We start from the raw sequence: 15,056 nt of genomic DNA on the forward strand, positions 1-15,056 counted from the left end.
GACGACGACCACTCTCTGGAGGGGATCGATGAGGCAGACCAGTAAGCGCACCGTACGAATCGTGTTCGCCGCCACATTCGTGTGGATCGCGCTGCTGCAATACGCCCTCTTCGCCATTGATCGTATGGAGCCCTACCCCGCCCTGGTCCTGCCCGGCTTTCCGGCCCACTGCCCGGGTTGTCTCCTCGAGACCGGCGAACCGGCGACACAGGAACCGGAGCTGCTGGTCCGGTTCGCCAACGGAACGACACAACGAGTCCCGACGGAAGCGGTGCTGCCCCCCGGGCCGTCGGTGCGCCTCATCGCATTCACGAGCGCTTACAAGACGGACAGTTTCACGTCCGACCCCGAGGCGGTGGCGTGGCTCAAAACACGGATCACCGAACGCTTTCCCGGTCAAGCCGTCTCGGGGCTCGACATAGTCTGGCGGAAGGCGACGTACAAGGCTGCCGATGAGTCTGCGACCGAATACGAACCCGCGCGCACCATCCACGTCGATTTCGGGAACGCGCGATGAGAATCGCCGAGAAATTCGATTCGTGGGTGGAACGCGGGCCGTTCACGCCGGCAGACCTGGGCATCTACCGCATCGTCTACGCCGTCAGTGTGCTGATGATCGCCCCGAACATCGCGTGGCTGGGCGACTACCCCGACTTCATGTTCAGGCCTCCGACGGGCCCGATTCAACTGTTCTCGAGCTTCCCGTCGCCGGGGATCCTCGTCGGGTTGGAGGTTCTCCGTTCGATCGCCCTGGTCATGCTCGCCTTCGGCCTGTGGACCAGGTTCGCGTCTTTCGCCACAGCGGCGATGCTCATCACCACGTACGGCATCACCTACAGCTTGGGTAAGGTCGACCACACGATTCTGCTGGTGCTGGTCCCACTGGTGCTTGCCTTCGCCAATTGGGGAGACCGCTACTCGATTGATGCGTTGAGGGCTGGCCGCCCACCGTCGCAACAACAGCAGTGGCCGTTACGCCTACTCGGCCTTCTGATCGGATGGGGCTTCTTCACCGCGGCACTCACGAAGGCCTTGACCGGGTGGCTGTCGTTCGACAGTCAAGCCGCGCGTGGTTATTTCGTGCTCGGCTTCGTAACCCAGGACCGGACGAACTGGCTGGCGGGGTGGGTCGCTGCGCACGACTACCGGCCCGTCTGGGAACTCGCCGACTGGTCGACCGTCGCGTTCGAACTGGCCATCCTGCTGGCACTGCCATGGTGGCGCGCATTCCGTACCACGCTGGCGATAGCGACACTCTTCCACCTGGGCGTCTACCTGGTCATGAACATAACCTTCAGTCACGCGGTCATCGCCTATGGAGCGTTCGTGCCGTGGGGCGCCCTCGTGCAGCGGATGAGTGAGCTGCGATTCGGGAGACCGGTCGCGGCGTACATCGACCGGGTACGACGGGCGGCCACGGGAAGGGTCGTGTTTCCGCTGCTATTGGCGCTCGCGGCGCTACTCGGAGTCGGCACGTGGTCCCTGATGCTGAGCGGCGGAAGTCGCTTCTACCTGTCCCTCATCATCTTCGTCGGCGCGGCCTTCGGAATGACGTATCTGGCCCTCGAAGCACGAACTGTGCTTCGCCGATCCCGACGTGGTCCCCGCGCCGCGGATGGCGATACAACCCCCGACAGCCGACCAGCCCGTGAAGCGGTGCCGACGGGCCCGGAGCACGCCGGCGCCGGGCGACCCGGGGACACCACCTGCGGATCCCCCGCAGACCGCGGCGAGCCCGCCGATCCGTGAGCGCCGTGGGCCACGCGATCGACCCCGTGGGGTGCCCAGGTCACTCAGGCGGAGCGAGATCCGGTGCCACGTCGAAGTACGCCGGCATCTCGAACTGCGAACTCTTCAACTTCGCCGAGAAGTAGCCGTACTGAAATGCCAGGCCGACGAGGGCGGTGGCCGCCAGTTCGGCCGGCGGTCGTCGCAGTTCGGCTCGAAGCGTCCCCCAGGCCTCCATCGGCGAATGTCGCCGCAGCGCGGCGTCGCCCTTGCTGACGTCGTCGTTGCGGTGCACCCAGCGCATGTACGCGTTGCTGTGCCCGTAACGCTTCCATTGGCTTGCCAGGTCCCGCATCGAAATACGCGGCTCCCACTCCATCAGGACGCGGGTGTCGGTGGCGATCGTGCCCAGTGACTGCTCTTGGATGCGCCAGCAGATGTCGGTGTCGCCGCCGCCGCGCATCGATCTGAACCCGCCCACCTTGGCGAATGCGGTCCTGTCGATACCGAGGTTGGCGGTCGGATAGTAGTCGGGCCGAGGCGGCACCATGCCGATGGTCGCCTTCATCGCCCCGCCACCGCGCGGAAGCATGAACGGTTGCATACGGGCGGCCAGTCGCGCAGCCGGCGTAGAGCCGGCCAACGTGCGGACATTGGTGCACGACAACGCAACTCCCGGTTGTCCCTGAAGGTTGCGATGCGCCTCGAGTAAACCCGGAAGAGGCCGGCATCGGGCGTCGGTGAACAGCAGTATGTCCGCAGATGATCTGCTCGCCGCGACCTGGCGCGCGTAGTAGGGGCCGCGACTGTCTTTCAACGCCACGACATCGGCCCCCAGAGACCGCGCCACCGCTTCGGTGTCGTCGCGCGAGGCGTCGTCGACGACCGTGACCCGATCGCCGCCCGCCATCTGGTCGGTCAGCGGTCGGAGCAATTTCGGCAGGTGCTCGGCCATGTCGCGGACCGGGATGATGACCTCGATCGTCGAGTCAGCCATCGATCAACCTCCTTGAACAGCCAGTGTGCGCCGCCCTATCGGCGGTCCGACCGTGGCTCAACGCGACAGAACCTTCACCTCTTCGACGAGCATTCCCAAGGCGAAGGCCACCCGCATCACTGTCGGACGCCGCCACCGGCGCAATCGGCCCGCGGTGGCCCACGCGGTGAACCACAGTAGGGCATGGACGACGGCGACCCCCGCCATGGGGAGCGACACCATAGAGGGCTTGAACCTGGTGGCCAGAAGGACTTCGCCGCGGCCGAAGTTGAAGTGCTGGTGGAAGGCCGCCGACAGGTCGGTGTGCTGAAGCTTGTCGACGACCGCGTCCGGCACCAACGTCATCTGATACCCGTTGCGGGAGGTGCGGGCAAAGAAGTCGATCTCGTCGGCGCCGCCCATCAGAGTTTCGTCGAAGCCGCCGACCGCATCGAACGCCGCCCGGGTGAACCCACAGTTCGTGCCGTTCGCGTAGGCACTACCGGTCATCAGCGATGAGTACAACTTCGATTCGCTGGCGAGCACCGTGCCGTCCTTCAGGATCCGACGCAGGGAGCCACCGGCCGTGTGCGCGCCGTTCTGGAATACGCGCCAATAGGCTTGGACCCACCCGGGATGCACGACGTCGTCGGCATCGGTCAGCAGGATGACCTGGCCCCTCGCGGCTCGAGCGCCCACGTTCCGGGCCACGTTCACGCCGGTGCCTCGGGATGCGTCCACAACGCGCACCCGCGGATCTCGCTCCGCGAGATTTCGTGCAATCTGAGCGGTGTTGTCTGTCGACCCGTTGTCGGCCACGATTATTTCGAACGTCGCGTTCGATTCCTGTCCGAGTAACGCTTCGATCTGCTGGCTGATGAACGGGTCCCCGTTGCGCACCGGGATCACCACACTGACGTCGACCGTATCCCCCACGGGCTGTGACGATAGCTGACGTTCTCGACTGCTCACGGTGGACCGACTCAAGACGCGGATCGGCGGCTCAGGCGTTCCGCCAGGGCGGTTTCCGCGTCCCTCCACGTCGGAGCGAAGGCCGCCACCGGCGCGTCGTGAGTCCAGGTGTCCCAGAGCGCACGGACCTTGCCATATCGATCGTTCACCACGATGTGCTCGATTCCGCAGAGCGTGGCGATGATGTGACCGTGCAGTCGATCGGTCACGAGGACGTGCCCGCCCGACAAGGTGCGGATTGCCCACCGAAGGTTCTGTCGCGCAAAGCGGTTCGCCATCGCCGACGTCAGCGAAGGGGCCGGCAGCTTGCCGGCCACGGTGACGGCGCTTCTTCCGACGTTGCGAAGACTGAGGATGCCCGCGCTGTTCCAATCAACGGTCGGGTGCCCCGAAATTCCTTGGTCCGAGGCTTCTTTGTCCTGCCGCGCCTGCAGCACGGCCTCCGCGACAGCCGGCCGACGATCGATGTCACCCAGCGCGAAGGCTGCGTCGGGTACGAGTTCGATGCGGCAATCGAATTCCCGCTGAGCGGTCGCGAGTGACCGACGGTCGCGCACGAGGAGCGTGAAATCCCGGTGCAGCCCGATCGCGCGCTTCAATCGTTCGAGTCCGGCGGAGTTCGTCAGTTGGATCGACTGAGGCATCTGCACGATCGGTCTCGTGGGGAAGTCGGTCATGATACGGATTCTCAGATCGTCGTGTTGCGGATAGAGGCCGCCGAAGTTGCCCCCGCCATGGATGACGACGGGCCCCTCGGCCCTCAACTTGTCGCGTCGGTACATCGGGGACGACGTTGCCGAGACCACCCTGACACCCAACTCTTCGGCGATCTCGACCTCCCCGAGCCAGATCGCGGAGTCACCACAGTTGAAGTGGTGCGGGAAATCGACCAGGTCCCACTCGGGCACCCCAGCGAAGATGGCCCTGAGGTCGGTGATCAGCCGGCCGCGAACCCGGTCGACGAATTCAGTCAAGATCGCCCTTGTCGTCCGGTGCGCAGGTGCGTCGAATGCGGCTTCAGCGTGCCATCGCCCGACCCGTCAGACATTCAGCTGCCCTCGGCCCATGCCATAGACCCGCCAACCGGCGCTCGACCAGAGGTCGGCATCGAGCGCGTTGCGCGTGTCCAACAGGCACGGCGTTCGGACGGTCGACCGGAGCGCTACCGGATCCAGATTGCGGTACTCGTCCCATTCTGTGGCCAAGACGATCAGATCGACGTTCCGGCATGCCTCCTCGACGCTTTCGCAGTAGGTGAGCGTGGGGAACCGGGATCTGGCGTTGGCGATCGCCTTCGGGTCGTGCACGCGGACGTAGGATCCCTTGAGGTGCATGGCAGCGGCGACGTTGAGAGCCGGCGAGTCTCGCACGTCGTCGCTGTCGGGTTTGAACGCCGCCCCCAGCACGGCGATGTTCTTGCCGAGGAAGTCCCCGCCGATGAGCGCCCCCGCCACAGACACCGCCTTCTCGCGTCGGCGGATGTTGATCTTGTCCACCTCATGCAGGAAGGTCAGCGCCGCGGAGGCGCCAACCTCACCGGCCCTGGCACTGAAGGCTCGAATGTCCTTCGGGAGACAGCCACCACCGAAACCGAGGCCCGCATTGAGGAACCTTCGCCCGATCCGGCTGTCGTATCCGAGCGCATCGCTGAGGGTGACCACATCGGCATCGACCGCTTCACACACCTCGGCCATGGCGTTGATGAACGAGATTTTGGTCGCGAGAAACGAATTGGCCGCGACCTTGACCATCTCGGCGGTCGCGAGGTCTGTTGTGAGATACGGCGTGCCCGCATCGAGGAGGCCGACGTACACCTCGCGCAGTGTCTTCTCGGCGGACTCCGACGTGACGCCGAACACCAGTCGGTCGGGCTGCAAGGTGTCCTCGATCGCCTTCCCCTCGCGCAGGAACTCGGGGTTCCACGCCACTTCGATGCGATGTCGCAGCGACCTCGCGGTCAGCTCGGACTCGAGCCGCTGGGCCGTCCCCACCGGCACCGTCGACTTCCCGACGATGAGACCGTCGCCGTCGGCATGTGTCGCGATCATCTCGACCGCGTTGTTGACGAAGCGGACGTCGGCGGCATCGGAATCGGGGAGTTGCGGAGTGCCGACGCAGACGAAGTGCACGGACGCTCCGGACACCGCCTCGTCGGGTGATTGCGTGAATCGGAGCCGACCCGAGGCCAATTCGGCGGTGAGCAGTTCGTCGAGCCCGGGTTCGAACAGCGGGGACATACCTGCGGAGAGCTTGGCGATCTTCGACGCGTCGGTGTCGAACGCGACGACCTCGTGCCCGAGGTGAGCCATGCATGCCGCATGGACGGCGCCAAGGTATCCGGTGCCGATGACGCTCAACCTCATGAAAAGGCCCTCCCCCATTCGAAACGATTCCTCGAAGTTGTGTGCGCGGCGGCGGTGTGTCCTCTCATCGCAGCGCGGACAGGTCCACTACTGCCCGAACCCGTCGTCGACGCGAAGTGTACTGATCCACGCGCATGTCCCCCCTGAAGAAATGCTAACCATCGGTGCGAGCTGTCGCCTCTGACACCTGCTTCGGCGTGCGACCGTCCCGCTCCGCCCGGTACGCCTCGGTGATCTCGGCGAGACGCTGGCGCACCCGTGCACGCGGACTGCGCGGCAACAGTGGAACGGTTTCCGCGTCGGTCACGTCACCCCGCGGCGCCCGCTCCTCGTACTTCGGTTTGGACGGCCACCAGTTCGCCTTACCGATCAGCACCGCGGCGGCCGGCACGGTGACGGTGCGGACGATGAACGTGTCGAGCAGGAGCCCGACGCCGATGACGAAGCCGAGCTGGATGACCGTCCCGATGCTGCTGACCGTCAGCGACAGCATCGACGCCGCGAAAATCAGGCCGGCAGAGGTGATCACGCCACCTGTGGCGCCCACGGTGCGAATGATCCCGGTGCGGATCCCGTCGCGGGACTCCTCGCGTATCCGCGCGATCAGCAACAGGTTGTAGTCGGCGCCGACGGCCACCAGCACCAGGAACGCCATACCGGGCACCGTCCAGGCCAATTCCTGCCCGAGGATGAACTGGAAGAACAGCACGCCGATCCCGATCGCGGACACATAGGACAGCACGACGGAGGCGACCAGGTAGATCGGCGCGACTATGGCCCGCAGCAGCATGGCCAGGACCAGGAACACCACCAGAAGTGTGAAGATGATGATGAACCGGATGTCGCCGTTGTAGTAATCCCGCAGGTTGCTCTGCACTGGCGAGAAGCCCACCATCGAGATGTCCGCGTTGGCCAGCGTGGTGTTGGGCCTCGCCCCCTCGGCGGCGGCGATGATGTCATCGACCTGGTCCATCGCCTCGGTCCCGAACGGATCCAGCGCCGTCTGTACGAGGTAACGCGCGGTGTGCCCGTCCTTCGAGACGAACAGATTTGCCGCCTTCTTGAACTCCGGCTGGGTGAGAACCTGCGGCGGGATGTAGAAGCCGGCCTGATTCGGCTCTGCGGCATCGCGTTTCATCGCGAGAAGGAAGTCCGACGCCTGGTCCAGACCGCCGCCGATGTTCTTGGTCTGATCGACCAGCAGCTGGACACCCTCAGCGAGTTGGCGGCTCGAATCGGCCAGCGTGTTCGCGCCCTGGGTGACCTCGCGGATCTTGTTCTGCACCCCGTTCGGCTCGTCGAGACCGAGTTCCCGGGCTGCGCTGGTCGCGGTCTTCAGACTCTTGCTCAGACCCTGGATGGTCTCATCGAGCGTCTGATACCCCTCGGTGTCCTGCAGTTGGCTGCCCAGGTCGGAGATGCTGTTCAGGTAAGGGCTTTCCCGGGTGCTGACGATGCGGCGCATGTCCTCTCGCGAGGTGACGCACTCGGGGTCCGCATCGCAACTCGGGCTGTTGTCGAGCGAACGCAGCACCGGATCGGCCCACGCGTAGATGTCGGTCATCCGGTTGACGTCGACACCGATCGCGTTGCCGAGGTCACGCATGTTGGTCACCAGCCGAGCCGTGCGGTCGATCTCGTCGAGCGTCTTGGCGCCGCCGTACTTGCGCGACATGTCGTCCAGCGCACCGGCCAGTCCGCGCACACTGCCCACCGCACCGACGACCCCGTCGCGAACCTCGTCGAGGACGTCCGCGAGCTGGTGTGCTCCACCGCTGAGCCGGTTGAGGTTGGCGTCGTTGTCCTCGATGAGGGTCGACGCCTCGTCGAGCTTTCCGCCCACCTCACCGGCCTGGTAGGTGGCTTTCGCCTGTTCGAGCATCTCCCCCGTCGGCCGGGTGATCCCGCGCACCATGTCGATGTCGGGCAGCGCGGCGATGCGCTGCGCCATCTCCTCCATGTCGGCCAGTGACCGCGGGGACCGCAGATCCTGGTCGGGCGCCTGGATCACGACGAACTGCTGCATCGTCGTGCTGATCGGGAAGTGGTCGTCCATCGCCTGGTAGGCCCGGTTGCTCTCCGAATCGGCGGGCAGCGCCTTGCGATCGTCGTAGTTGAACTTGATGAAGCTCGCGCAGGCCGCGAGCACGATGAGCACGGCAAGGCTCCCGGCCAGATGAACCACCGGCCGACGCACGATATGGATACCGGAGCGGCGCCAAAACCGGCCGGTCAGGTCCTTGCGAGGATTGACCCAGCCCCGCCGCCCCGCGAGCACGATGAGCGAGGGCAGCAGCGTGATCGAGGCGAGGAAGCCGATCGCGATCGTCACCGACAGCGCGGGGCCCACGGTGGCGAACACGCCCAGCGTGGTGAACGCCAGTCCGAGGAACGCGATTGCCGTGGTCGCCGCGGACCCGGCGACCACCTTGCCGATCGTCACCAGGGCGCCCACCATGGCGTCGTCGGACTCCAACCCTTCCCGAATGAGTTCGTGATAGCGACTGAAGAAGAAGATCGAGAAGTCGGTGCCCGCCCCCATCAGCATGCCGGTCATCAAGACGATGGTCTGCGGGCCCAGTCCGAGTCCGAGTTCGCCGAGTCCGGCCACCGCCTGGTTGGACACTCCCAGCGCCAGCCCGATCGTCAGCAGTGGAATCAACATCCCGATGATGCTGCGATAGACCACCAGCAGGATGGTCAGGATGGTTCCGACCGTGGCGATCTCGATCACCCGCTGGTCGCGCGCACCGATCGCGTTGATGTCCTCCAGCGTTGCCGCCGCACCCACCACGTTGGCCTGCAACGAGGTGCCGTCCGTCGTCTCCTTGACGATCTTGCCGGCGGCGCGGTACGCCGCCTGCCCCTTGGGCGTACCCATGCTGCCGACCAGGCTCACCGGCAGGTTCCACGCCTTGCCGTCCTTGCTGGTCATCACCTCCCGAAGTTGGGGAGTCGTCACGAAGTCCTGGGTGGAGATCACATGCTCTTCGTCTGCCTTCAGGCGTTCGACGAGCGTCTTGTAGGTCGCTTCGTCCTCGGGTGACAGTCCGTTCTGGTTGCTGAGGATGACGACGTTGAGGTTGCTGGTGTTGGTCTCCTCCGCCCCCTTGAACGCCTCGCTCATCTCCCGGCTGTCGATTTGGACCGGCGCGTCCTTGGGCAGGAACTCCGGTGGGTTCTTCTGCGACACCACGGCCAGCGGCGGGATGAGCAGGAACAACACGGCGGCGGTCGCGACCCAGGCGATGATGATGAGGACCGGATGGCGGACGATGAACCGCCCGAGGAGGGGAAGTCCCCCGTCTGCAAACGCACCACGGAGTTTGGTGCGATCGAACATGATTTTCACGCTACACGGCTCACAAGATCAAAACCCCTGACGCAGTTGCGCTCAGGGCACATCGCCGGTCTCATCGCCGAGCACCCACCGAAACAATCCATGTTGTAATCGGGTGTGCACTTCTGGTCGTTACACGCGCGCGGTCGAGGCGGGCGCCGGTGAGATTCGTGGTGGCCGTTCACGGTACGCGTGGCGATGTCGAGCCCTGCGCCGCCGTCGGTCTCGAACTGGCCCGGCGCGGGCACGAGGTACGGACTGCGGTGCCGCCCAACCTCGTTACCTTCGTCGAGGAGTGCGGACTCGGTGTCCCGGTCCCCTACGGCGTCGATTCGCAACAGCAACTGGACGCGGACATCTTCCGGGAGTGGTACCGGTTGCGCAACCCGATGACCGTGTTGCGTGAAGCGCGCGAGTACGTCGTCGAGGGCTGGGCGGAGATGAGCCGTTCGCTCGACACGCTCGCCGACGGCGCCGACCTGATCCTCACCGGGACGACGTACCAGGAACTCGCCGCCAACGTCGCTGCGGCGCACGCGGTTCCGCTGGCGGCGCTGCACTACTTCCCGGTGCGTCCGAGCACCAAGGTGCTGCCCGTCCCCCTGCCGTCGGCGGTGGTCGGCCCGGTGTGGGCGGTCGGTGAGTGGGCGCACTGGCGAGTGCTCAAACAGGCCGAGGACGAGCAGCGGCGCGACCTGGGACTGCCCAAGGCGGGAACCCGGGCGGTGCGGCGCATGATCGACGGCGGCGCACTGGAAATCCAGGCCTACGACCGGATCTTCTTTCCCGGTCTGGCCGAGGAGTGGGGTCCGCAGCGTCCCCTGGTGGGCGGCATCACCCTCGAGAAGAACACCGAGGCCGACGACGACGTGGTGTCCTGGATCGCGGCCGGGACACCGCCTGTCTACTTCGGATTTGGCAGCATGCCGGTGAAGTCGCCCGCCGAGGCGGTGGCGATGATCGAAGCGGCGTGCGCCGATCTCGGCGAGCGGGCGCTGATCTGCTCGGGTGTGTGGGATGTCGACGATCTGCCGCACGCGGAGCACGTGAAGATCGTGCGCAGCGTCAACCACGCGGCGGTCTTCCCGTTGTGCCGCGCCGTGGTTCACCACGGCGGCGCAGGGACGACGGCGGCCGGTGTCCGCGCCGGCGTCCCGACGCTGGTGCTGTGGGTGGGCGCCGAACAGCCGATCTGGGGTTCGCGGGTCAAACACCTCGGTGTCGGTGACTACCAACGGTTCTCGTCCACCACACGCAAATCGCTTGGGCAGTCCCTGCGCAGGGTGCTCGGCCCGCGGTACGTCGACCGCGCGCGCGAGGTCGCCGCGGCGATGACGAAACCGGCCACGAGTGTGGGTACCGCGGCCGACCTTCTCGAAGATGCGGCGCGTCAGGGGCGCCGGCATGATCAGACCATCTCGCCGTAGAGGTCGAACTCGGCCAGCGTCAGCGTCGTGAGGTCGCGCAGATGACGCTTGGTGTTGGTCGCGCCCGGCTGGTAGGACACGATGCCGAGCGAGATCACGTCGCCCAGGCGCACACTCACCACGACCAGCTGCCCGCCGGCCCGTTCGATCTGGTCGCGGGTCAGGTTCTGGTCGACGCCGCGCAGCATGAAGTACTCGGCGTCGGTGCCGTCGGGACGCCCCACCGCGAGGTCGATCTCGCCGAGATTGGAACACGACACCGGCAGGTCGCCGAACATGACGTCGGCGGCGCGCCTGACGGCCCGCTTCGGCACGAACGGGTTCAGCGGCAGCAGCGCGAACGTCTCGTCGGGCACGTCGCGCAGCGTCGTGATGGCGTGCCGGATCGCCGTGCGGCAGTCCGTCAGATCCGAGGTCACCCGCGCCGGGTCGACGCACGCGTTGGTCAGCGAAACGGCGTTCGCCCTGGTGTCCTCGGGGGTGCGCTCGCTGATCGCGATCAGCAGCGATACCGCGCCGTCGTCAGGACGGTGGCGTCCGGTGCGTTCGGCCAGCCGCGCCGCGAAACCGGCCAGCAGCGAATACGTCGTGCCGTTCAGTTTCTCCGCGCACTGGTCCCAGTGGGAGGCGTCGATGAAGGCGTTGATCACCGGGATGGTCACCGGCTCGCCGCCGTCGGCGACGGTCACCGCCGGACGCGTCTCGCCGGTCTTCGTGAACTCGTGGCGCCGCCGGTAGGCCAGCCGGGCCGCCGCGGCCAGTGTCCGGCCCACCTCCGGCAGGTCGCGCGCCGTCCGGCGGACGTCGGAACGCACCGCGTCGAGCGTGGATCGCGAACGGGCGGAGGCGTATCCGAGGTGACGGGTGCGGCCCTCGGCGGCGTCGGCGACCGAACGCAACAACCCGACTCCGTCGGTGACGCAGTGCGAGGCCGCCAGGCTGATCGCGGTCGATCCGTCGTCCATCGGCAGGATCCCGAGATGCCAGCTCGGCCCGAACTCCGGGTCGATCGGCACGGCCGAACGTTCGTCGATCCAGTCGCTGAGGTCCGCGCGCGACCGCGTGCGGGACGTCGCGGGCGGCCCAGCGGGCGCACTGACCCAGCGGTGCCTGCCGAAGGGCAGCACGGACGGCTCGATGCGTCTGCCGAGCAGGCTGTGGTCGAGGTTCGCGTGGAATCGCGCGAGCGCGTCGTGGTCGACGGGGTGCTCGTACACCCAGACCGCCTGCGCGAGCTTGCCGATGCCGGTCGCCCGCGTCTGCAGGTACGCCGCCTGGTCGATGTAGGCGAGCCGGTCGTCATGCGCCTGGGTGGCAAGGGATTCGGGTTGCCCAACCGTCGCCCGGGTGGGCCGCGTCTGGATCGCCATGGCCACCAGCCCCTCAGATGACCGCGGCGGTCAGACCGAAGTCCGCCAGCGCCGCGGTCGTCAGTTCGCGTAGACGGGGTTTCGTGTTCGTTGCGCCAGGCTGGTACCCGATGACCGCGATCGACATCTTGTCGCCGACCCGGGCGCCGATCACGGTGAGCAGACCACGGCGTTGCTCGAGCACCGAGCGCGGGATGAAGCGGTCCACCCCGCGCAGGATCACGTATTCGGCGTCGGAGCCGTCGATGCGGCCGATGTCGGGCGGGAGGTCGCCCAGGTTCGAACACGAGACCGGCAGGTCGGAGAACCCGAAAGCCACGTCGGCCGTGGACTTCACGGCGCGCTTGGGGATGAACGGGGTCAGCGGGAGAAGCGCCAGCGTCTCGTCGGGTTCGTCGCGCATCGTCTTGAGCGCCTGTTTGATCGTCGCCCGCGCGGCGGAGAGGTCACCGGTGATCCCGCGCGGGTCGATCCTGGCGTTGGCCAGCTTCACCGCGTTCGCGCGGGTGTCCTCGAGAGAGCGGTCGTTGATCGGGATGATGAACGGCACGCAGCCGTCACCGGGTTGATGACGACCGATCCGCTCCGAGAGCGTCGCGGCGAACCCGGCGAGCAGCGAGTAGCTGTTGCCGCCCAGCGCGGCGGCCCGCGCATCCCATTCGTCGCCGTCGACGAACAGCGAGACCGCCGGGACCACAACGTGTTCGTCGCGGCCGACGAGCGCGGTCGCCTTGTCCGACCGGGCGAAGTCCTTGCGCCTGCGGTAGGCGAGCTTGGCCGCGGCGACCAGCGTCCGCCCGATCTCCGGGGCGTCTCGCAACGTCTGCCGGGCGTCGGCGGCGATGCCGCGCATCCGGGTGCGCGCACCGGGCATCGGGTATCCGAAGTCCGGGGTGTTGCCGGTGACGGCGTTGAAGACCGTCAGCAGCGCACCGCCCCCGTCGCCGATGCAGTGCGACCCCACGAGGCTGATGGCGGTGGACCCGTCTGTCATCGGGAGCACGCCCATGTGCCAGGCCGGACCCCACTCCGGATCGACCGGCAACTGTGCGCGCTCGTCGATCCAGTCGCTCAGTTCCGCACGGGGACGGGGCGTCTGCTCGATGTGCATGCTCGACGGCGGGCCGAGCGAGGAGACCCAGCGGTGCCGACCGAACGGCAGCGGCGACGGTTCGATGCGCCGTCCCGCCAACCCGTAGCCGAAGTTGCGGTGGAACCGGCGCAGACCGTCGAAGTCGACGGCGTGCTCGTAGACCCACACGCACTGCATGACAGCGGCCTGTCCCGTCGCCCGCAGACCGAGGAACAGCGCTTGGTCGAGATACGAGAGCCGCTCGTCGGGCCGCTCGTCGAGTTTGGCCGCGAGACCGCGAAAAGGCCTGCGCACCGGCCTGATCTGCGTCGACAACATCAACCTCCGACTACGGGAACCAATTCGTCGCGACGCCGCACGGCGGCGGCGTGCCGACCGGCCAGTGGTCCGGCCGCGCCACCGTCCGCCACGCGCAGGTACCACGACATCATCACCTGCAGATACCGGTTGATCGACTCCCTGGCGGTCGGATTGTCCGGGAACGCAACGGTCACAGTCGTTTCCCGCTCGGTGCGGTTGACCCACATACCGACCTGGAAGGCCGCGCGCGCGTCGCTGTAGACCTTGCCGTTCATCCCTTCCCACTGGGCGATGACGCTCGGCGACAGCGGCGGCAGCCCGGCGTCGAGATAGGACACCATCGGCACGCCAGGATCGGCGGGCCGCACACCCACCGACTCGGCGAGTTCGAGCACCCGCTCGAACGGCACATGCGCGAGATCGAGCCCGGAGTCGAAGGACTTCTGCGCCGACCGGGCGGTGTCCCCGAAGCTGTTGCGGTCCACCGACACCGTGACCGGCACCAGACCGGTGAACCAGCCCGTGGTCATGAACTCGGCCGGAGTACGCCTGGTGGTCGTGGGCGTGATGATGTGGTAGTCGCTGTTGCCGGTGAACTCGTGATCGGTCAGTGCGGCGCAGGCGAACACGCCACCGATGAACCGCGCGTCGGCGGCGTTGCAGGCCGCCTCGAACCGCTCGCCCTGCTGCTTGTCGAGCAGTCGGACGGTGAGCAGTTCTCCGGAGCAGGGTTCGGCCGGATCGCCGAGCGGGAGCGGGAAGTGCGGCAGTGTGCCACCGTTGTTCTGGGCGAACCGCACCCAGTCCTGCACCTCGGGCGACCCGAGGGTGAGCGAATCGGTGTACTCGCGCTGACGGAGGCAGTAGTCGTCGTAGCTGCCGGCATCGGGCAGCTTCAGCGGCGCCCCGCCGCCGACGAGCGTGGCGTACATCATGTGGATCTCGACGAGCACCAGTCCCATGAACATCGCGTCGGTGTGCACGTGGTCGACGCTGATGTAGAACGTGAAGTGGTCCGCACGCTGAATGATGCCGAAGTGGAAGCAGTTCCACTGCAACGGATCCGGGGTGGACAGCACGTGCCGGCGCCACTGGTCGGCGGTCACCTCGCCGTGCTGGGTGGGCACGAACTTGATGTCACGCGGATTGCCGATCGTGCGCCGTACGACCTCGTCGGCATCGGTGATCTCGAACCGGCTGTGGTACGTGTCGTGCCTGCGGATGTAGGCGTTGATGACATGGGTCATCGCGCGCAGGTCGCACTGACCGGGCATGTCCCAGGCCGGGATGTTCAGGCGGGCCATGTCGGTGCCCTGCGACAGGTGCTTCCGGTAACCCCGGATGTGTTGCTCCTGTTGATAACTGACCGGCACCGGGCTGATCGGCGCGTCCTGCATCTTGGCCAGCGACGTCGCCGACGGATTCCAGGAGACGAGCGTACCCGGGGCGCCGATCCAGTCATGGATCGCTTTGATGGCAACCATCAG

The 15,056-nt window shown here is 66.6% G+C and carries 11 protein-coding genes; 3 read left to right on the forward strand and 8 right to left on the reverse strand.

What is annotated here, in order from left to right; translation table 11 throughout:
• Window positions 1-61 precede the first annotated feature (61 nt).
• Window positions 62-517, forward strand: coding sequence for a hypothetical protein (locus AU195_RS24590; protein ID WP_286149479.1), 456 nt, complete (start codon window positions 62-64; stop codon window positions 515-517).
• Window positions 514-1,749 carry an HTTM domain-containing protein gene (locus AU195_RS24595; RefSeq protein ID WP_157531255.1) on the forward strand — a complete coding sequence of 412 codons (1,236 nt, stop codon included), beginning with the start codon at window positions 514-516 and terminating at the stop codon, window positions 1,747-1,749. The genes AU195_RS24590 and AU195_RS24595 overlap by 4 nt, the downstream gene beginning before the upstream one ends.
• 40 nt (window positions 1,750-1,789) lie before the next feature.
• Here the strand turns inward: AU195_RS24595 and AU195_RS24600 are convergent, their stop codons facing one another.
• From AU195_RS24600 to AU195_RS24620, 5 genes are all read right to left on the reverse strand, one after another.
• Complete coding sequence (locus AU195_RS24600) at window positions 1,790-2,725, reverse strand: glycosyltransferase family 2 protein (RefSeq protein WP_059161629.1); 936 nt, start codon at window positions 2,723-2,725, stop codon at window positions 1,790-1,792.
• Window positions 2,726-2,782: 57 nt separating this feature from the next.
• Window positions 2,783-3,676 (reverse strand): glycosyltransferase family 2 protein, encoded by an 894-nt coding sequence (locus AU195_RS24605; protein ID WP_059161630.1) that lies wholly within the window; start codon window positions 3,674-3,676, stop codon window positions 2,783-2,785.
• Window positions 3,677-3,687: 11 nt separating this feature from the next.
• A complete protein-coding gene (locus tag AU195_RS24610; protein ID WP_059161631.1) occupies window positions 3,688-4,650 on the reverse strand; it encodes a polysaccharide pyruvyl transferase family protein in 963 nt (320 codons plus the stop codon).
• A gap of 66 nt (window positions 4,651-4,716) precedes the next feature.
• Window positions 4,717-6,039 (reverse strand): UDP-glucose dehydrogenase family protein, encoded by a 1,323-nt coding sequence (locus AU195_RS24615; RefSeq protein ID WP_059161632.1) that lies wholly within the window; start codon window positions 6,037-6,039, stop codon window positions 4,717-4,719.
• Between the two features lie 154 nt (window positions 6,040-6,193).
• Window positions 6,194-9,382 carry an MMPL/RND family transporter gene (locus tag AU195_RS24620; protein WP_059161633.1) on the reverse strand — a complete coding sequence of 1,063 codons (3,189 nt, stop codon included), beginning with the start codon at window positions 9,380-9,382 and terminating at the stop codon, window positions 6,194-6,196.
• Window positions 9,383-9,540: 158 nt separating this feature from the next.
• Between AU195_RS24620 and AU195_RS24625 the strand changes: the two genes are divergently transcribed.
• Window positions 9,541-10,806: a glycosyltransferase gene (locus AU195_RS24625; protein ID WP_059161634.1), complete on the forward strand. Its 1,266-nt coding sequence runs from the start codon at window positions 9,541-9,543 to the stop codon at window positions 10,804-10,806.
• Here the strand turns inward: AU195_RS24625 and AU195_RS24630 are convergent.
• From AU195_RS24630 to AU195_RS24640, 3 genes are read right to left on the reverse strand one after another with little or no spacing between them, the layout of a single operon-like run.
• Window positions 10,788-12,176: a hypothetical protein gene (locus AU195_RS24630; RefSeq protein WP_059161635.1), complete on the reverse strand. Its 1,389-nt coding sequence runs from the start codon at window positions 12,174-12,176 to the stop codon at window positions 10,788-10,790. The two genes, AU195_RS24625 and AU195_RS24630, sit on opposite strands and share 19 nt — an antisense overlap.
• A gap of 13 nt (window positions 12,177-12,189) precedes the next feature.
• A complete protein-coding gene (locus AU195_RS24635; protein ID WP_059161636.1) occupies window positions 12,190-13,587 on the reverse strand; it encodes a hypothetical protein in 1,398 nt (465 codons plus the stop codon).
• Complete coding sequence (locus AU195_RS24640; protein WP_059161637.1) at window positions 13,587-15,053, reverse strand: condensation domain-containing protein; 1,467 nt, start codon at window positions 15,051-15,053, stop codon at window positions 13,587-13,589. The genes AU195_RS24635 and AU195_RS24640 overlap by 1 nt, the downstream gene beginning before the upstream one ends.
• Window positions 15,054-15,056: the final 3 nt, after the last annotated feature.

Origin of the sequence: Mycobacterium sp. IS-1496 (genome assembly GCF_001499995.1) — a bacterium.
Lineage (GTDB): Bacteria > Actinomycetota > Actinomycetes > Mycobacteriales > Mycobacteriaceae > Mycobacterium.